Source organism: Dysgonomonas sp. HDW5A (genome assembly GCF_011299555.1).
In the GTDB taxonomy this organism is placed as follows: Bacteria; Bacteroidota; Bacteroidia; order Bacteroidales; family Dysgonomonadaceae; genus Dysgonomonas_A.
This window is the reverse complement of the sequence record NZ_CP049857.1, coordinates 25,185-45,864: the sequence shown is the minus strand read 5'-3', so window position 1 is coordinate 45,864 and position 20,680 is coordinate 25,185. Positions and strand designations below refer to the sequence as shown.

Below are 20,680 nucleotides of genomic sequence, written 5' to 3'. Positions count from 1 at the left end.
TTGTAAACTTTAAATTTAAAATACACTAATGACAAAATTAAGAACATTACATATATCAGATTTGCATTTTGGACGAGCCAGTTCAAATAAACCTGAAGATATAGCTATACTCATTTTAGAAGCAATCGAAACTCATAATAAAGAAAACATTAATTGTGTTATTATTACAGGTGATTTATTTGATGGAAGACCAGATAAATCTATTAATAAAGAACAATTTACACTTGATTTTCTGAAAGTATTACAAAAAGAGCTGAAATTATCTTCTGAAGATTTTATTATAATTCCTGGAAATCATGACTTAAAGAGAGTTGATAAAAATCCTGATTTTTCAGAATATAACAAAGTATTAGAAAGATTTTATAATAAGGATTACTATGAAGAGAGTTTTGATAGTAAATATCTTTTTACAACAAAAGTATATCCAGATAAAAAGGTTGCAATAGTAGGATTGAACTCTTGTATGGTTGAGACTTCTCAATTAGATAATAGTGAAATAAAATGGATTACCGATTTAAAAACTTTGGATGAAAAGCAGAAAGAGGAAATAATAACCTCATTACAAAAGAAAAAAGAGGAAGAATGGGATGATTATGGAATGATAAGTAAGGAACAACTACGAAATGCATTTAAGAAATTAACAGAAAAAGTAGAAAATATTGAAGAATATACTGTTGTTGCATGCTTTCATCATCATTTTTATCCTTTCCCTGAAATATATAGCAAATATGGCGATAGTAGTATTATTCGAAATTTTACGGATGTAATAGAAAAGTTTCAAAAAGAAAATGTAAAGATCGTATTGCATGGACATAAGCATATGCCTATAATAGGACCAGTTACTAATCATAATTATTTATCTGATCCCAATTCAATATTTTATGTATTTTCTGCTGGTAGTCTTAGCCATAAAGATGAGACTCAACGTTCTTTTGAAATAATAGATATATTTAGTCCTGATTCTGATCGCATTTCAGATGTTTTTAGATTCAATTATAAACTTGATTCTTTACAAGGTCTCGAAACATTCAGAATACCACCAAAAAATGACAATACTCAACATTCGATTGCTGAATTATACAATTTGTTTAGAGTTGAATATCCAGAAGAATTTAAATTGTATTGGAATGACATTTTTGAACAAGATGATATATCTTCAAACAATAGGATTGAGGATATTATAAAAAATATTAGTTTAGCTATTTCTCCATTTGAAGAGTTGATAAAAAGTTTAAGAGATTCGCCTATTGGATTTCAATTGATTTTGTATGCTGTGCATTATCGGCTAAATTATTTAAATAAGCAATATAATAAAGGGAAGAATAATTTTATAACTATTCTAAAAAATTATCTGAATGTATTATTTGAAGATAAAAACTATTTAGTTCATTTATATAAACTACTTGAAGCTAATCGAGCCAAAAATTTTATAACTGAATATGAGAAACTTTGTGCGGATTTTTCTAAATATAAAAAGTACACAGCTTATGTAACAGTAGCTTTATTTTTGGTTGACCTGTATTCAGTGTTTAGTAAATATGGCGAAATTTATTATAAAAATGAGCGTATAAACGCTAATATTAAGCTAAAGGAGGAGACTTTTCACCCAAATATTCCCATAAGCACCTTTAGGCTAGAAAGTAATATAGACAGGCGTTCAATTTCAATCCATTTTAAGTGTAGTGATCCAACAATTCATAAAATAGCAGTATTAATTATTAAAGATTTTGAGAAAAGAATTACTAAGATTGAAGATAGTTTTGGTGTATTGGGTTTAAAGCTCTATTACGTTTTCCCAAAAGTGGAACGAAATAATTATGATTTGGATAATCTAAATTTTGAAGCATATATACCTAAGCTTCTCCCTTTATTAACAGGAGATAATTTATATAAGCGGAAAGAAGTTTTTATTAGAGAATTAATTCAGAATTCTTTAGACGCTATTTTATTACGAGAAGATATCCTTCGTGCTAAAGGACAGCAACTTGATGACGATTTGAAGATTATAAAAATAGAAATCGGTATAGATAATAATCCTGTCGCAAATAAAGAGCGTACATTTATTAGGATTATAGATCATGGAGTTGGTATGGATCGTTTCAAAGTAGAAAGATATTTTACAAGTATAGGTCGAAGTTTTTATAAATCAGAAGATTTTGAAGAATTACAAAAAAATGAAAATATAGAATATAAGCCAATTAGCAATTTTGGAATCGGTTTTCTTTCCGCATTTATGGTATGCAAGGAGATAGATGTTATTACCAAAAGTTATGAAGATTCAGAGAAAGGTTTAAAAATTCAAATACCTAATTATGACGGTTGTTTTTTTATAAATGAACTGCCAGAACTAAAGGATGTCGGAACTATTATTACTTTATATGAGGACAAACAACATTATGTATGGAATATTGATAATATAGTTCAATATATAGAAGACACATTTATTGATTTTAAGTTGGAAATACAGATTAAAAACAATTTGAAAGGTGATCAGATAAAAAGAATATTACCTTTTAATATAAAGAGAAATTTAAATGTAATGAATTTATTCTGTCCAATAGAAGAGGATAAAGTCTTACCTATGCCTATAGATGCAGTAATACAAGGGAATCATATTAATCAATGTAGCTATGGTGTTCTTTTAACAATTAATGAGAGAAATGATAGTAATAGTAAAGGTGAAGTCTTTTATTTAAACTCTGGAATTGCTTTGACTCAGTCTAATGATAAAAGTCTTGATTTTGAACTACCCAATAATATGAACCTTTATTGCAATTTACCAGCTTCTTTTATAGAGCTAGATGTTGCTAGAGAAACTATTCGACGTTTTAAAGGGCATAATATATCTAAAAGAGAAATTTGGGGAGATTTATGCCTGCAAAATAGGGAATTAGTAGACAGGGCTTTAGAATATGCTCCTACTATAAGACTTTCTCTCTTTAATGATCTTTATAAATTCTTTATTCAAAATGCAGATAAAAAAACTAGAGAATATCATTACAATATACCTCGATTTCATCTTAAATTAACGAAGAAAAAGGATAAACAGTTTAAATTGTCAATTAATAATAGTGATGAGGGAGTAGGCTTTGTATATTCAAAAGATAATAAAGATTTAATTGAATTAATTTTAACTCTTTATGAAAGTTTATTTCACCGCTTAGAGGTAAATATGCAAGGAAGTATTTTTCAAGAAATAGAGGAATTTGTATCTTCCAAACAAATGATAAATATTGTTCAGGATTCCTGGAAATTTGAAGATAGAAGATATGATATCAGACATTTTAAAGAAAGGTATTTCTATGATAATATATTTGACTATGACTTGCTTCATAGAACATCTTATTATTTTTCAAGAGCCAATAAACTTCGGTTTTATTCAAAAAATGATGAAATAAAAAATGAAAATTCTATTATACTATCATTATCAAATATTGAACAAGAAATAGGACGATTTCATAGAATGAATAATGAAAAGTATGATAAAATCAACATAGATGCATATAGTGAGTATGAATATATCCTGAAATGTTTAGCTTTGGCTTCTTTTATGGATATGATTGATAGAAAAGAACAAACAAGAGGTAAAGATACGCCTAAAATACTTGAAGTTTCTTTAAAAGAATTTTACATTATGGCTTACAATATTCTAACACTATTTTACGAAATTATATCAGATAAAATGACAATTGAGAAAACTAAAGATTTTTCTATATATATTAGAATTTGATTGATCCTAATATATATATATGAAAATAATTGTCTTTATTTTAAGGAATTTATGGTGATAATGTTTATATTTGCATAACTACGGATATAGAATTTTTGTTATGTTTTAAAATAGTGTAAATCATATAGATTATCACATTTTTCACTAGGTGACCTACCATAATAACGAACTGAAATAAAGCTGGATAAATACTCCCTCCAGCTCCACAAAAAATTCTGATTATCAAATTATTAAAAAAAAATAGCACCCAATTTTACACCCTAAAATGTAAAATTGGGTGTTTATTTAGGTATTAATTTAATCTCTTTTGCAATCTCTGTATACATTTTCGATAATGGGCGTTTATGATAATTATTAATTTCTACATAAGCCCCAACTATAAATCGGTCTAGAGTTGCTCGTTTGAGATTTTTTCCAGTAAGTCTTCGTAAGAATTCTAAAGTTTCATTATTATATACATATTTTCGCTTATATAATAAGTCTACTATATGGTCAACATGTTGCTCATATAATGATGTTATATGAAACAGTTTATCATACACATCGTTCTTTGAATCTAATAATATTTTCACATCACTATCAGTTAGTCTTTTAGTCCCTTTTATTATTGCTGGTGATAACAGTTTATAGTTAAAACGAAATTCAGAATCGTCTGTCTCGTGAGGGGAATGCGTTGAATAATCGCCCAATAATGTATCGCGTTGCCCTTTTGCTCCTGCACTATTGCATACAGAACAAGCTGGTATTAGATTATATAATGATACTGCAAATAATGGATATTTTGCTTTATAATAAAAATGATCTATTTGAGGATTTATCTCACCATCTTCTATCGTGTAAACATAAGCTCTATTGCAATAAGGGCATGTTTTTAAGCCTATTGCCTCAATAAAGCGTCTTCGAAGAAAATGATTTTTGTAGGTTGCATTAAAAATAGATTTAATAAAATCGTTTAAAGCTTCACTTCTTTTCTCTGATGCAAAATTCAATGCATTTTGTCTCAACTTATCTGGTTTCAAAAAAACTAACTCTTCAATATATTCAGGAGTTAATGAATTCAAAAATACTTCTATTTCTCTTTTCTCTTTATTCGTTTGATTTAATTTCTTTTTCTTTTTGCGATCAAACCATTCATCCTTTCTTTTTGATACTATCTCAATTATAAGATTTACAACCTCATTTCCTACACATTTAAATTCTTTTTTATTCTTGATATTAATTTTCAACATAGTCTTCGTCGTTAAAAAATCTTTTTAATTCACTTCTTAAAAAACCTTCTCCAACACTATCTATTAAAGATATTAGTTTCTCTTTGTTAATAGGATTATTAGTCCTTGGATTTGCAACTATTTTAAATAAATTATTTATTATTTTATAGGAATGATCTCCAATAGGTCCTTTCTCTAAAAAAAAACTATTCTGTAAAAGTGAAAATATATTTTCACCAAAAGATTCTTCAATATTAGTATCAGAATCATCTATTGTTAGATAAAGTATGTTATTTCGAGGAATATCAGATAAAACAAATGGAGAGTGGGTAACTAGCATAATTTGAATTGATTCAATTTGGATTTTTAGAGATGCTATTTGTTCTAGTAAATAATTGACTAATTTACGCTGCATTTCAGGATGGTAATATAATTCTATCTCTTCCAAAATAATATTTATATGTTTGTATGGAACATCAGAGCTATAATTACGTCTATGTTGAACTGAATTAATATTATTGATATGATATAAAACAGATGATGTCATATATATCATTTGCTTTTCTCCAGAACTTAATGTTTTAAAATTATAAGGCTCCTCATTACTATCTTTCGTTTTAAGAAATATCTCTAGATCAAAGATCGGAGGAGGTAAACAGTCTATTTCTGAGAAAATATATTGAGGATTTGTATGACTAATTGGATTCTCTATTCTCCCGCTCTCTCTATAACCTTCTAAAATGTCATTTACGAATTTTACTTGTGATTCAATTATTGAAGATAAATCTAATAAAGATATATAATCAGTATTTGTGATATGATTATTTATTAGAAATGATATAGTTTGTTTTAATTTGTATGTTATATGGCTATTATCTCCAATAAATAGAGTTATAGTATTATATAAAAGAGCAGTATCTTCATTAAATTTCATAAAATCATCCCAAGAAAATTTTTTATACTGAAATCCAATCTTGAGGGTTTTATATATTAAATATTCTATAGCTTGTTTATGTAGAGAGGAATCATGTATTTTATCTTCTTGGATTGGGTAATGGTCAGCCCAATATTTCAAAATAGGTCTATATACTGTAGAATCAAAATCAATATTCAATTTTTTACACTGGTTCTTATAAAAATTTAGTTTCTCTGATTTTTTACTTCTTATTGAAAATGAATCAATATGCTTATTATCAATAACATTATCGAAAACACTTTGTTGCTCTTTACCTTTATTTAATGCCAGAACAATACTTAAAAATCGATCCTCTTCTAACTCTGACTCTCGTTGATTATCAATGTAATACCCATCTGTTCTAAACGGATTTAGCACTATTGGTGTTTGATAACCATCGTTTTTATGAAAAACACCTGTAAGCCAGCAGTAATCAATATCACGAATATCGTTTAACAGAATTCCTTTTTCTTCTAATTTTTTAGTAGATGCCTCAATATCCCATTCTTTTTTGAAATCATATATATTATAAGAATAATGGGAATAGTTTACAATAACAGTGTAAAAAAAGTCTTTCAGAGGAGAGATATTTAATGCTTGGATATAGTTTAATTCTGTCCATCTGTAGTTAATAGGATCATAGTTATTTTCATAAAAAGAACCTTGATCTTTCGTTGAAAACATATGTATATTATTCCCCCTTTGTTCTAGCCTATACTGCGTATTTTTGATTTCGAAGTATAAATTAGCGAAAATATCAGGAATAAAATGTAAGCGCTCTGCAGCATTAAAAGGTTTTTCATCACCTATAATAGAGCATGCAAAATTATTTATAAGTCTAATAATAAGCTCTATAACTGAACTTTTTCCACTTCCATTTTTTCCGACAATAGCACAGACATTTATTTTAAGTTTATTGTCTGCTCTTATTGGATCATCAAAACAATCGGAAAATGGGTCTTTCCTTGTTTCTTTAAACCAATCATCATCTTGGAGTTCATAATTATTGTAAAAACGAAATATTCTTGAGTTCTCATTTTCCTCAAATAATCCTTTTACTATATTTTTATGTCTTTGTTGATCAGTTACTTGATGTGATTCTGGTTTAATTAATCTTAAAGCTATTATTTTCATCTTATTTTACTATTATAATATTATTATACTGAGGTTAGAAAAAATACTAACTATCAAGTTCTCTAAGGAAAGTTCTTAAATGAATGTTCCTATATTGAGGAATATGGAGTAGAGAGTCAAATATATCCATTGATTTCTCTAACATCACATTGTCTTTATCGTATTCTCTCATTCCATTATAAGCTTCAACAAGTACATTTAAAGGACTTTTATCATAAAAGGACTCTGTTACTTTCTCAGGGCGTGAAGAGAAAAACCAAATTAAACATTGTTTGGCATCTAAAGGAATAAGATTTCTCAAAAAGTTATAGAAATAACTACTTCTGTAATTTCCTATTGGAGATTTTAAGTACTTATTTATAAAAGAAATAGTCTGAAGATTAATGTTAGCAGGAATATGTAGAAAACAATTATTAAATCTTTCCCCTAACTCTTTATCGTCAATATTTAGAAGTATATTTAGAACTATCCACCCTTTTTTAGAATGCTTGCCATTCAAGATATGTGCACAGATTTCCCAAGTTAGTTTTTGTCTTGAACGAGGATTGTTATTTAGTAGGGATTCAAGAAGAGTAAAAGCTTTAGGCCGATTATTTATGTAAGCATTAAAAAGGAAAAAAGACATTGCTTCTCCAGCTTCTCCAATAGTGATTGTTTTCTCAAAAAAAGGAATAAGCCGTTTAAAATCTATATTCATGAGATAGACTAAAGGATGTCCATCATGAAATGGAATAGCTAACAGATATAAATTATAATCTTTAACTAGTCTTAAATACAGGTTAAAAGCCCTTTCTTTATCTAGATTAATAAGCGATGCTCCTCGAAAAATAGCACAAGAACGGGTTATTTCATTGGCTGTGTCAGCAATATATTCTAATGTTTCGAAAATCTTTTCTTTATATTCTGCTAAAGAATAGCAACCAACTAATAATTCCACAGACACACCTCTTATTGAATTTATGCCAGCTGTAACAACTTCCATAGCGACATCATCACGTTGAATTACATCTTTGGTAAACTCTCTATCTGGAGTTTGATAAATAATTTCTATAATAAAATCAAAGATTTCTCTATCTAAAGTCTTGTTGCCATTCACAATGTAATCTAGTACTCTAAGGAAAGTTGACAAATATCTTTCATCAAGTTCTGCTTTTCGTAATTTTATAATTCCCAAACATAAATGCTGAAAAGATTCTTTGCTATATTCTGCTTTTTTTAGGCCTTCTAGTCCAGACAAAATATATTCAAGATCAATTGATTTATCATTTATAAGGTCTTTCATAAATGTATAAAACTTGTTAGGCTCTTGTGACACATGTTGTTCGAAACTTCTTGTATTTCCACCTTTAGATGGTTTATCCCAATCAGCAAATGAACGTTGTTCTGTATTGAGTTTAATGAAAGAATTTCTCCAATCAGTAAGTGTCATATTATCATATGCTTTTTGCGGATAGCTACGCCAACCAGAATATGTAGTAACTACACTAGGAGGTTTATTATCAACTTTTTCATACCTTCTAAATCCTTCTTGATTTATTTTTTTCATTTCAGGATATTCATTAAGACTCTTTTCAGGTAAGAGAGACACTAAACTATATGTTCTTTTTAAATAAGTTGAAGAAACTTTTTTCTTTGTATAGAAAGTCTCGTAAGTCCAATGATGATACTGTTTTAAAGTAGATAATATTATTTGATTGAGAACTATTTGTTGTTTTCTATCAAATAAAGGATAGCATTTAGCAACTAATATATTGGAATAATACCCCAAGAGTTCGGAAGAGTTCGATTTAATTAAAAAATCAGGGTTAGACAAAAGTTTAAATGTTGTTTCTATTTCTTGCTCTTTATTCTGTATCAAGTAGTAAACTCCAAGTGTTAGTACATTTGCATACTGTGAATTTAATGTTTCCCTCAGCAATGAAATAGAATTAGCATCTAATTTCTTCTCTTTTATACTATAGAAAATAGTATTATATAGATCTTTGTAATCATGAAAATCAAAGTTGTTTTTAGGATTTGGTCTATAGTGAGAGAATGCTCTACTACTATAAAAAGAGTCGGTTAATTCATACGATTTTGATTTTTCGATCTCAGTTATAATATAAATGAAATATGGTATAGCCTTATTGGGATATTGTTTATATAATTCACTATAAATCTTCAAACCTGAATGAGAACCTGGAATATAGTTATCATCAAACCAATCTAGTTTAGAAATATTTTCACGAAAATCTTTTTTAAGCTCCTCAATAACAAAATCAGGGTCAGCGTTCAAGGCTTTTTCTAAATAGTAATATTCTCTTCTAATATTTAGGTTCCACTTAGCATATGTCTTATGATAAAGTTCGTATGACAATTTAATTTCTGAGTCTGGAATTTGAACTAAGACATTCTCTATTATTCCTATTTTATAAGGATGTGTTGATAAAAAATCAATTACTAACTGAGCATTTTGCCATATAATCCTTATACATAAATTCGAAATTAGTCTATTTATGTCTTCCTTTTCACTTGATAATAAGTCGGTAAACTCTTTCAGAGAAATGACAAACTCAAACCATTTAGGGCTTTGAACCGATTCTAAAAATAATTGGAAATAGAAAGGTTCTCTTATAATGTGAGCTGATAGAAGTTTCTTTTCCTGTTCTAATGGATTTTGATAAAACCCTAGGTCATTTATTAAAAGTAATTTTAGATGAAAACGATATTCATCTTTTGTTAATATTTTCGTCAAACTTTGAATGTAAATACTAACATCAATATCTCTTAAGTAAGCAAATATTTGTTTTACTTGAGAGCGAATAAATAAACCTTGATGTATATTTTTTAGCCAATCTGCAATATCCTTCCCTGATGAAATAAAAGTTCTAGCATATACGTAATCAAAGAAAGTTTGATGTATAAATTGGATTTTATTATCTGTAGATTCTTTTAATAGTTCATGATGCATAAGATAGTTCAATTCAGATTTCTCTAAATCAAAAAGTCTCTTATCAACTACAATATGTTGTTGATCATGCATCTTATTTGCAATATTAGTTAGTAATTTTATTAATTCTAGCGAATTTCCATTAGTAATATACTCTTCCCAAATAGCATCATAAAGCTTTGATAGAGTAATGCTTTCATCAAATTCTTTTTTTTAACCCACTTTACAGAATAAGTTTAAATGCAAAGGAATTCTGAGAAATTCTTTCAAGCGAGTTTGCCTTTCGTCTATATTTATACCAATAGTAGATAAAACGGAGTCAACCTGTTGCATTTCTAATAGAGACATATGAAATATTTTTTTTTCTTTGTAAGAGCGTAAAATAGGATCGTAATCTAGGTCATAGTTTCTACAAGAAATAATGATACGTATGTTTGGATATACTTCTAACTGCTTTATTAGTCTATCATATGAATTAATTGCATGTCTACTTGAAGAAAGAGATTGTGACAATGCATCAATCTGATCTATAAGAAGTACAACTAATTCATTGTCTATACCGATTCTTCTAAATGTAGGAATAATACCATTGGTAATATTTAGCTCAGCTTCAATGTCTTTTATAGAGCTTATGTTAAGTATTTTATCAACTTTAATCCCCAATGTGGGAATACGTTTCTCTTTCAATAAAACAAATAAATCTTTTAATACAACAGACTTTCCATAGCCTGCGTTACCCACCAAAAGTGCAATATTAGATTCTTTATTCTTAAGGTTACTTAAAATCCAGTTATAAATTTCTGTTGTTTCAAGTCTATCAATATGTATTTTACTCTGAAATGTATTTTCGTAGCTTGATAAATCCACAGAAGCAGCTTCAATATTAAATAATAACTCCTCTGGTGCTTCTTCTTGTTCTAATAAATTAAACTTTTGAACAAGATCTCTTGTATCCTTCTTTATATCTAAAACTTCTTTATGTATATTATCAAGTTTTATATTGAAAACTTGATTTGCTAATTCGGGAATTTTAAATAGTTCGAGAAGAAATAATTTATTCATCTGCTTATGGTAATCAGGCAGGTCACTTCCGTCAATGATATTAAAACCATATATTAGATTCTTATAATAAGGGTCATCTTCTAAAGAATCATCTATTATCACTTCATCTCTTCCTAATTCAGAATATATATTAGATGCTTTTAGATATGCATCTCCTATTTTTTCGGCTAAAGAGGCCTCAAAATATTTTTTTAATTTTTCAATTAAAGTTTGCCCACCCTTAGATGCTGCACCTGTAATAATTCCTTTCCCAATCAAAGATAGAAGCGTCTCTAACATATATCAAGCTGTTTATTATTAGAAATATATAGAACTGATATTTAATAATCTTTTGTAATTTATAGAATGCCGTCTATCTCACCCCATCTCCCCATATTCCCAAATCTTCACCTCACAAATGCGTTTAGTAATATCCCTCAGTAGTTCCACTTTCGGAATCAACGCATCAATGTCCTCTTTTGTTACAATGAATTTGGGGTTGTAGCGTGCTTCAATATAAGCGTCTTTTAATAAAGTAAACAGCCGTTTCTCTTCCACAGTATGGCGAGGGAAGACTTGGAGCAATTCATCTGAATGACGTTTAACAGATGAGGAAAGTTTTGACAGGTTATGTTGTTTATTACTTCTTAAGGTAAAAGATAAGCGTATAGCATAGTAATAGTTTTCACAGGCTTGGTGTAAATCAAAAGAAGCCATTGCAAATTCATTCTTATTATAATCAAACAAAGCATGGTCAAGAAATAAATTAGCTCTATGGAACTTCTCATCAAAATACTCCTGAGCCTGTTGCTTTATTTCGTCAAACTTTAGCTTCCTTCTTCTGGCAAGCTTTACATTTCCACTATCGTAGAGAATGACTCCTTCCTGTTTGATCTGGGTATAAAAATACCTGCCTTCTTCGAGTTGCCTGTTTAAAGTCTTTATATCATCATTGATAAATTGTACTGGCGTTTGATGGTCGGGGTCTTTGTAATACAGGTCATCTATATTATCCAATACATTACCTACTTTTTTATCGGATATACCATTTGTTACGACTAGAATATCGTAATCAGACATAAAAGAAGTAGGTATTCCAAATTCTACCCGTTCGTCATATTCTACATATTTACCTGTGGCGTAGCTACCATATAAGATAATCATTTCGGTTTGTGGAATCCGCTTTTTGATTTCTTTGACAAGAAAATATAAATCTTCTTGCTTACGTTTGGGTAAATAGCTTATAGACTTTTTCATCGGATGAATTTAGAAACTTAAAAATTAAGATTATAAAGATAAGTAAAAAGGAAATATTTTATTACATAAAGTGTATATTTGTTAATTATAAACTTCGTGCTGTTATATTATATGCTTATTGTTCGATATTAGGTATATAGCCAAAGCATACAGGCGTAGAACCAACGTTTTTATTATTCATTTATCAGCTTGATATTCTATCAGGCTTAAAAACGGACGTATGTATGGCAACACAACAAACAAGCTCAACCGAATATTGTGCAAGACTCATAAACTGTGCACACTTAGTATTAAAGCTATCCCATGACGAAATCAAAGAAAGCTACTCTGATAATCCCATGTATGTAGCCGAATACATTGAAAAAGGAATCACGGAGAATGTAATCGAGCTTCTGTTCGATGACGAAAAAGCAACCCTCTCCTGCACCTTTGATGAAAACAATAACTGTAATACCTCCTATATCTTTCTTGACAACCTAGACGAGATGGATAACTATATTACTTATCTACACGATCAGTACGATTATGATTACACCCTCAGTTGTTGGGTACTACTTGATTCTTTCATCTCCATAAAAAGGACGAAAGACGATATATACGTATATCCTGGCCCCAACCGGAATTTAATTGCACGCAAATAGTAAGATTATTTGATGATAAAAATATTCTTTTAGTTGATGGGACAAACACTATAGATGTAGAAAGGTTGCCATTCCCCTACATTGCATGGAGATGGAGTAACTACGATATGATTGATGTGCATTTATTAGGAAAACAAACAAACTATGAACTTACTCGTCATCCAGGTTTCTTCAGTCAAGGCTCTTTTGGTACAAACTATTTTTATGATCAATTCCATATCAATGATGATCCGTTAGGTTTTGTTCCTTATTCGAAAGGTAATTTACTATATACTTTGGCAAGAAGAGGTATATATAAAACCGATATGGGAACAATGAAGACAGCTAAAGTTATGAGTTTTGATGAAACTATTGATCTATCCATGTCATGCGATCAATATTCCTCCAGGGTAGCTGTAAGAGATTACAATAAAATAAGTATATATAAAAATCATAGCTTTACAAACCCGACTCAGATCGAATTAGCATACGGTGTACATCCAACATATGAGATTTTGAAATTTACCAGTGACAATAAATTACTTATATCTTCGAATAATAGTGGTTCTAATTTCTATAATATCTCTTTAATGGTTTTTGATGCCAATACTGGAAAATATTTGTACGATATTCCAATCCCAACTTCTGGAAAGAACATTAACGAGATGAGATTATCTGCTGATAATAAATATATGTTATTGAGTTTATTTAATTTCAATGATGAATCTTCCATGCAAGTTGATATTTTAGAATTGAATGGAAACCAAACCAAATTAATAAAAACATCAAGCTATAACGATTTAATGGCTAATGGACCTTTTATTTATTTTAACTCTTCCAATCCAACTCAATTAATACAGGGGAATAATCAAAAATTTCGTGTATCAGAACTACCATCTTTCAACAAAATAGCAGAAATTGATGGTCAATTTTCGTTTGTAGATGTTGTTAATGGCAATTTTTTATATACTACTTCTGGCCAATTATATCAAAATATCAATGTGGTGGACCCGACTTTTTCAAAACTTTTATTTCAAATGAGTATTGATAGCGAAGAGCCTCTCTCATATAATAATATTCTAGTGAGCCCTTCAATGCATGCATGGGGTTCATACTTCGACATCTCAAAATTCATGAAGAAGACTAAATAATGAAAAAAGGAATAGCTATAATATTCATTCTTTTATTTGCATACTCATGTGAGTATCAAACTGAGGATACTCACTTTGTAGAAAAAGAAAAGCCAATTCCGGATAAAGAAATTGACATCAACCTGTATGGGGTCAGAGATAATGATATTATTTATATTTATGATAAAACATGGCTAAGTTATAGCATAGATGAAGAAATTGACAGAATATTGAAAACGGAAATAACTCTAGACGGTATACCTCTTGAGAACAGCCACAATGGAATATTAATCAATCCCGATGCCTATGACAATAGTATTCATAAGCTTAAACTATATGTTGAATCTACTTCCGGAACGCATAGTCTGGCAGAAAAATTGGGTTTGGAAAGATACATTGGAGAGAAAGAGTATACCCTAAAATATATCCATGTAGATAGAGGATTGCAAATAACAGATGGTTTATCTGAGAGCGATTACTTGAAAATACAATGGAAGAAGCCCAATATTGAAGGACTGGAAGTTGACAGGTACGAAATTACTTATGACAAGGATTGGTCATGGGACTCAGAAATAACTATTACAATATCAGATCCCAATCAAACATATATAATTGATGAAAACTACGTTCATGGGTATAAAGATTATCAAATAAGAACATTCTTTAAGGATAATAAAATAGAACCTTGGTATGACAGGTATACCATGAGCTATTCCTCTTTAGCTGGAGAGAAAATTCAGATTAAAACAAATGATTTAGAAAATGGTTTTGTATCATGGAATAAAAACAAATATAGATGTAAATATATATTTGCTTATGGTGTAGATGAAGAAGGATTCACAAAAACAGAAACTTTAGAATATACATCGACTAGCAAAAACATTTCGCTGCCACCATTCCCTGAAGATATTTATGGTTCAATATATGTATTACCAGAAAATTATGAAGGTAATAATTATTGGACATGGGGCGAGAATTTCTTTTACTATTATTATCCAACATTTCTCCCAAGAGACTACTACAACAGATATTTCGTAACTGATACCGGAAATAAGTTACTATACGCTTTTAGGGGATACAGTATAGCACAATACGATGTAACCACAAAAGAACAACTCAAGACATTATCTATTAGCTATATAGACTATCACGAAAATGACAAACTATCTTGCTCTTCACAAACAGGAAAAGTTGCAGTTCTTCAATCTCTGACCAGACAGATTCATATTTTTGATAAAGATATGAATCAATTAAACAAGTTTGAAATAGATGAAAACACGATATATACAAACTTGGACGATGTTTTCGCCATTACAGACAATGATATGATTATTATAAGTGGAATGAGCTATTCGAGAAAATGTATGATTTATAATATCAAAGGTGAACTTCTGTATAATATCACTGCGCCAACATCCCCGTATAAAACTAAGATTACAGTCTCCGATGATGGTAAATATATGTGTATATACAATACTTTTGACAATATAAAAATATATCAGATAAAAGAAGGAGGAGCGATATTGTATAAAAATATGGATATTTCTAATGTATCTGGCTGTTATTTTGATCCGATTACTGATAATGAATTGATTGTTCAAGAGTCAAAAAGTTTTTATAAGTTGAATCTAGAAACTTTAAGTAAGACAGAGGTAATAGAAGGAACATATATCTCTACAGACCCATATACAGGTTATATACTATATTATGACTTAGATTTTAAAACTAATAAAAAAGGACATATTCGAAAGTCAATAACTGATATCAAAACTTACAACATCAAACTAAGCACTTATTATAGCAAAGACTTAGTTGGTAATACATATATATTTAATAATACTCTTGTCACAAATAATCCTTATTGGGATATCTCAAAATACTTGAAATAATGAAAAAAGCAATTTTAGTTTTATTAAGTTTATTTTTTATTCTACAAGCACAATCTCAGATAACAGTAAAATATTCTGTAGGTTACGGATCATATAAAATGTCTGATATGAAAGATTTATTATCAGGTACACGGAATACTATTTTAGCTAAAGTCCCGGGATTAGATATTTCAACTACTGATAATTTTCCGGGTTATATCATGCATACCTTTGATCTAGGTTATAGAATGCAAAAACATGAATTCGGAATAACAGGTAGTTATTTAAATACTGCAGGAAAGATTTCCTATGCCGATTATTCGGGAAAAATAAGTTCAGAGATAAAACTAAGCGGATATCGGGGAGGAATATTCTATCGAAATTATTTTTATAGTATTAGTATGGGAGAAAATAAAAGTATGTCTTTTTACGGAGAAATTTCACCAAGCCTTATTTTTTCAAAAATTAAAATAGATCAGGAGGTTTCCCCGAAAAACAACATTCTGGAACTAGAAGATAATAGCTATAATAATACAAGTGCTAGTCTTTTACCTCAGCTAGGAGTAAAATATAATTTTACTTCACACATTGGATTATTTGTTTCTGCTGGTTATGAAATAAATTTCTCATCTAAAATGTCAGAAATTGAAAGTAAAATTGATTGGTCGGGTTTACGTGTTAACGTTGGTATAAGTTATAGTTTCTAAAAATGAATCAGTCATAATTTAATCCGAAAGTCATTATGAAAATGCAGTATTACATTGTAATCTACTTATTTATATTTGATTGTGTGGAAATGTACTATAATACAGTTCGGATGTATCATAATTTAAGATTCTAGCAAGAACGTAATAATCCCTCTTACTGTGAGGTAATTGTATGATGTAACCGAAAAGTTATTAAATCAATCAAAGTCCTCTTGAAAAGCTGTAATGTCCTCCTGTTTCTTAGTGTGAATATATACTGCAAAATATAATTTTGCATAATAACCAGTAATGGTTATTATGCATTTAAAATATCATTATACAGGTTATAGCTATCATCATCAAAACAAACAAAAATAACCTCCTCTATATTCATATGTTCATTATTAATTATTTGTCTTACTGTATTGACAGCTATCTGTGCAGCCATATCTTTCGGGAAACGATAAACTCCAGTGCTGATATTTGGAAAAGCAACCGATTTGATACCAAGAGAATCTGCAATCTCTAACGATTTCCTATAACAGGAAGCCAGTAATTCCGATTCTTTACTATTTCCCCATTCCATATAGGGCCTACGGTATGGATCACATACTTAGCAAGTAATAATCCTCCGGATGTGTATACTGCATCTCCAGCCTTGCATTTTCCTTGGCGATTGCGAATAGCTTTACATTCCTCTAATATCTGGCTACCACCTTTGCGATGAATAGCTCCATCTACACCTCCGCCACCAAGTAATGACGAGTTTGCTGCATTTACAATGGCATCAGCTTTTATTGTCGTTATATCTCCTTTGACTAATGTTATTGTTTTCATCTCTTCAAATATTTTAATACACAAAGACTTGCTTGATCTTTATTATCTACATTGAACCTTTCGCCTGTAAATACTTTTACAACTTCAATAGGATTTATGATCTGCGAATTGAACTCCGCTAAGTTTTCGGACTGAACCCAAAGTTCATTATGAATAAAGCCGCCGACATTATGCACCTCGTATTTTTGTAGATAATCGGTTGCCAATTCAAACTTTGTGACAATGCCACAATAACCAGAGAATTCATCTCCTGTATTCCATTTTTGAGCGATTTGTTCAGCATACTCCTGATTAAGTACAGGATAAAAAATCGGTTGCCACTCTAAACGAGGAGGGAAACCTTTAAAATTCATATCGATAATCAATTGTAATTCTTTCAGACCTATTGGTCTGTATAATGTTGTTTTCATTATTCTTTCCATTTATCAACCAAGTTTGTGATTAATTGACTAATTTCTAACTGATTGAATTTATTTATAAAATCATTCGGAATCACATCTATTCCTTTTAATGAACCTACAATTTGCCCAAACATAGAGCAAACGGTATCAGTATCGCCACCTATTTTAATTAAATCCGTAATTATTGTTTTAAAGTCTGACACGCAAATCTTCTGAGCGGCAAATATTGCTATAGGAACAGAGTCTACTACATACCCCGTTGATCTATATCTTTCTCCAAGTTCAGAGATAGACAAATGACTGAGTTTGTCAAATTCTATTAATCTATCTCTAACTCGGGTATCAGGTATCTTTTCGAGAATGAAGCCAATTAAAAATTTGTCACCTGTCCAGATTTCACTTATTGCTGCTCGGATGGCGTAATATATGGCTAAAGCTCCACAATATGCTTCATCATTGCGATGTGTAATAGTACAAATATCTTGGATATTCAGTCTTGTAACATATTTCTTGAATGCTAATGGCGCTATGCGCATGGCAGCTCCGTTTCCAGCCGCATATTCACCCGATCGACCAACTAACGCCCAATGCCCTCCAACCTGTAATTCCCGCAATGCTTTTAATGTACTTGAACCTAATCCATTCAGTTTCCGTTTTTGATACCAATATAGAAAACGTTCAGCTACTTTTTCAGGTTTTATATCGAGTTCATCATAGATAGCTTCGCAGGTTGCAATAGATAATTGCGTATCGTCTGATATTATCCAATCAAAATCGAAAATTACATCTGCAACATCATTCATACACTCATATCTATATCCTATGGCATCTCCTATTGCTCCTGCAATTAAACATCCTCTTAAACGGTCTTTTATATCCATCCTATTTGATTACAGTTTATCACGTATCTCATTCAATTTGTTTGCTATTAGCAATCTATCTCTAACTTCCATTAAAGCAAATCCTAAAAGATTTGCACCTTTCCACAACCTCGGATTTTCAACTTGTTCATCATCCTGTGCCAGTCCAATTCCCCAGATATTATCGACCGGACTAGCTTCTACCAATACACGATCTTTTGTATTTAATAAAAATTCTTTTAAATCGGGATATTGTGAAAATTTATAATAGTTTCCCTTACAAACGATATCGAAACAATTCTCATCCCAAATTTTCGGGTCGAAGTTTTTGACTTTTCTACCTAGCTTTTTAGCTTCAGCCGGAGATTTGGCTGCAAGAGTTTTTTCTACTATTTCTGTGTCTCCAAAGAATTCGGCTTTTCGAGCCATCATCCAGTGTTCGGCAGTCGTATACCTTATTCCATCGACTTCAAATGCGCTTTGCCACCACTGGCTGAAGCACGATTTTGTTGCAGAGCGATCCTTTGAAGGTGCATGTCCCCAAAAGAAAAGATATTTGACTTTTTCTTTTTTCTCTACTTTGTTCAATAACCATTGTAGATTGTATGTATTATGCTTCATATACATTCTTTTTAATCAATATTTATTTCAGCAGCTTTTCTGCATTTATATTCATCAACTCCTGTTTGCTTCTATCTGAATAAAACATCGGAATGACTCCACTCATATGGCTTACTCCATTTTGAGTAAGAATAAACATATCGTCTTTTATTTCAGCCAGATTCCAAGTTTTCAAATATTCTATTTCGTCTTTAAACATTTGCATAAAGTCTTTCCCAAATCGTTTCCTGAAATTTTCTAAATCAATAAAACCAAAATAAAACATAACCGATATTGTCTTTGCCATTATTTCCTGTTCGGGCAAATCATAGATATCCTGAATAGGGAAGCTGCCATTGTTTGCATGTTTAATATATTTTGATATACTTTTTGTTGCGGCACCTTGGTTATATGCCAGATAATTCACCCCGAACGATTGTGCACCTGCCCCCAAACCGATATATGGAGTAGCCTTTGTCACTCTGCTTGTCAGATAATCACTTGTTCCGTGGTTATTTTTAATCCGACTGAAAGTATTTTTTCCATAGTTTGCCATATATCCATTTTGAATCAATATCTCATAAGCCACCAAATATTGGCTGTTTACTTTTGCACGGGTAACATCTAATGCATCATGTGCTATTTGAGTCAACTTGTATCGCATTTCGTACAATGTGATATACTCGGGAGCTAATGAAACGGTATACTCAACTGTGGACTTGAAATCTTCTATCGATTGTTCCTTAAATCCATACATCAAATCGATATTAAACTGGGTGTATCCTGCTTTTCTGATAGCATCAACTGCTTTCTGATAAAGATGAGCATTTCCCTCCCGGTCCATTTTTTTTAGTAACTCTTGATTAACAGTCTGAATCCCCATGCTTATACGGTGAAATCCGAGATTATAAATATCTTTCAGTTCATCGAATTTGCTTATCGCATTAAACGGAGTTGTTTCAATTGACCAGACTTGTTCACTTCTTAAGCTGAATGTCTTGGATAACTTATTCACTATTTTTTCAATTCGTCTGAAACCTAGCTCTGTTGGTGTTCCACCACCTATATCAAAACCTGCAATATATTTATCATTATTGATGATTCGGCTATATAAATCTATTTCTTTTAGTACTGCATCCGTATATTCGTCCTTCAAATCGAATTCACTCCCCGAAACGACTACATACTCGCAAAACTTGCATCTTGTTTTACAAAAAGGGATATGAACATATAGAGACAGTTCATTCATAGCATGAAATTCTTTCTCAAGTAATTTCTGTATCTCATTCTCATTTTTTAAAGCGTATTGTTTTAACGATGTTGGAGTTAACGGGTATGCTGTATTAGCTATAGAATGCAATTCCATTCCTTTGTCAAACAAATTATTTAAATCTATTGTAGCCATGTTATTGTGTTTCAATTGT

At 30.3% G+C, this 20,680-nt stretch carries 14 protein-coding genes and 1 pseudogene; 5 read left to right on the top strand and 10 right to left on the bottom strand.

Translation table 11 applies throughout. The annotated features are described in order from the left end of the window. The first annotated feature begins 28 nt into the window (after window positions 1–28). Window positions 29–3,730, top strand: coding sequence for a metallophosphoesterase (locus tag G7050_RS00180; protein ID WP_166109504.1), 3,702 nt, complete (start codon window positions 29–31; stop codon window positions 3,728–3,730). Between the two features lie 281 nt (window positions 3,731–4,011). Here G7050_RS00180 and G7050_RS00175 read toward each other — a convergent pair whose 3' ends face one another. The 5 genes from G7050_RS00175 to G7050_RS00155 form a co-directional block, all read right to left on the bottom strand. Continuing rightward, on the bottom strand, window positions 4,012–4,959 hold the full coding sequence (locus tag G7050_RS00175; protein WP_166109502.1) for a hypothetical protein: 948 nt from the start codon (window positions 4,957–4,959) through the stop codon (window positions 4,012–4,014). Next, window positions 4,946–7,027, bottom strand: a complete 2,082-nt coding sequence (locus tag G7050_RS00170; protein ID WP_166109500.1) for an AAA family ATPase — start codon at window positions 7,025–7,027, stop codon at window positions 4,946–4,948. The genes G7050_RS00175 and G7050_RS00170 overlap by 14 nt, the downstream gene beginning before the upstream one ends. Window positions 7,028–7,073: 46 nt before the next feature. Then, entirely contained in the window at window positions 7,074–10,049 is a 2,976-nt protein-coding gene (locus G7050_RS00165) for a hypothetical protein (RefSeq protein ID WP_166109498.1), read from the bottom strand. Between the two features lie 120 nt (window positions 10,050–10,169). Next, window positions 10,170–11,297, bottom strand: a complete 1,128-nt coding sequence (locus tag G7050_RS00160) for an AAA family ATPase (RefSeq protein WP_166109496.1) — start codon at window positions 11,295–11,297, stop codon at window positions 10,170–10,172. Window positions 11,298–11,375: 78 nt separating this feature from the next. Then, complete coding sequence (locus tag G7050_RS00155) at window positions 11,376–12,254, bottom strand: HEPN domain-containing protein (protein ID WP_166109494.1); 879 nt, start codon at window positions 12,252–12,254, stop codon at window positions 11,376–11,378. 224 nt (window positions 12,255–12,478) lie between these two features. Here G7050_RS00155 and G7050_RS00150 point away from each other — a divergent pair, with 224 nt between their 5' ends. The 4 genes from G7050_RS00150 to G7050_RS00135 all read left to right on the top strand — a co-directional run bounded on the left by G7050_RS00150 (window position 12,479) and on the right by G7050_RS00135 (window position 16,579). Then, window positions 12,479–12,895 (top strand): hypothetical protein, encoded by a 417-nt coding sequence (locus tag G7050_RS00150; RefSeq protein WP_166109492.1) that lies wholly within the window; start codon window positions 12,479–12,481, stop codon window positions 12,893–12,895. A gap of 65 nt (window positions 12,896–12,960) precedes the next feature. Further along, window positions 12,961–14,025, top strand: coding sequence for a hypothetical protein (locus G7050_RS00145; protein WP_166109490.1), 1,065 nt, complete (start codon window positions 12,961–12,963; stop codon window positions 14,023–14,025). Next, a complete protein-coding gene (locus G7050_RS00140) occupies window positions 14,025–15,893 on the top strand; it encodes a hypothetical protein (RefSeq protein WP_166109488.1) in 1,869 nt (622 codons plus the stop codon). The genes G7050_RS00145 and G7050_RS00140 overlap by 1 nt, the downstream gene beginning before the upstream one ends. After that, entirely contained in the window at window positions 15,893–16,579 is a 687-nt protein-coding gene (locus G7050_RS00135) for an outer membrane beta-barrel protein (RefSeq protein WP_166109486.1), read from the top strand. Before G7050_RS00140 ends, G7050_RS00135 begins: the two co-directional genes overlap by 1 nt. A gap of 295 nt (window positions 16,580–16,874) precedes the next feature. On the opposite strand, the pseudogene G7050_RS00130 reads toward G7050_RS00135, so the two are convergent. From G7050_RS00130 to G7050_RS00110, 5 genes and pseudogenes are all read right to left on the bottom strand, one after another. Next, window positions 16,875–17,395, bottom strand: a pseudogene (locus tag G7050_RS00130) (O-acetyl-ADP-ribose deacetylase). Further along, entirely contained in the window at window positions 17,392–17,805 is a 414-nt protein-coding gene (locus tag G7050_RS00125; RefSeq protein ID WP_166109484.1) for an ADP-ribosylation/crystallin J1, read from the bottom strand. The pseudogene G7050_RS00130 and the gene G7050_RS00125 overlap by 4 nt, the downstream one beginning before the upstream one ends. Beyond that, window positions 17,805–18,677, bottom strand: coding sequence for an ADP-ribosylglycohydrolase family protein (locus G7050_RS00120; protein WP_166109482.1), 873 nt, complete (start codon window positions 18,675–18,677; stop codon window positions 17,805–17,807). Before G7050_RS00120 ends, G7050_RS00125 begins: the two co-directional genes overlap by 1 nt. Before the next feature lie 9 nt (window positions 18,678–18,686). After that, window positions 18,687–19,277: an NADAR family protein gene (locus G7050_RS00115; RefSeq protein ID WP_166109480.1), complete on the bottom strand. Its 591-nt coding sequence runs from the start codon at window positions 19,275–19,277 to the stop codon at window positions 18,687–18,689. Window positions 19,278–19,299: 22 nt separating this feature from the next. Further along, window positions 19,300–20,661: a coproporphyrinogen-III oxidase family protein gene (locus G7050_RS00110; protein ID WP_166109478.1), complete on the bottom strand. Its 1,362-nt coding sequence runs from the start codon at window positions 20,659–20,661 to the stop codon at window positions 19,300–19,302. Window positions 20,662–20,680 lie beyond the last annotated feature (19 nt).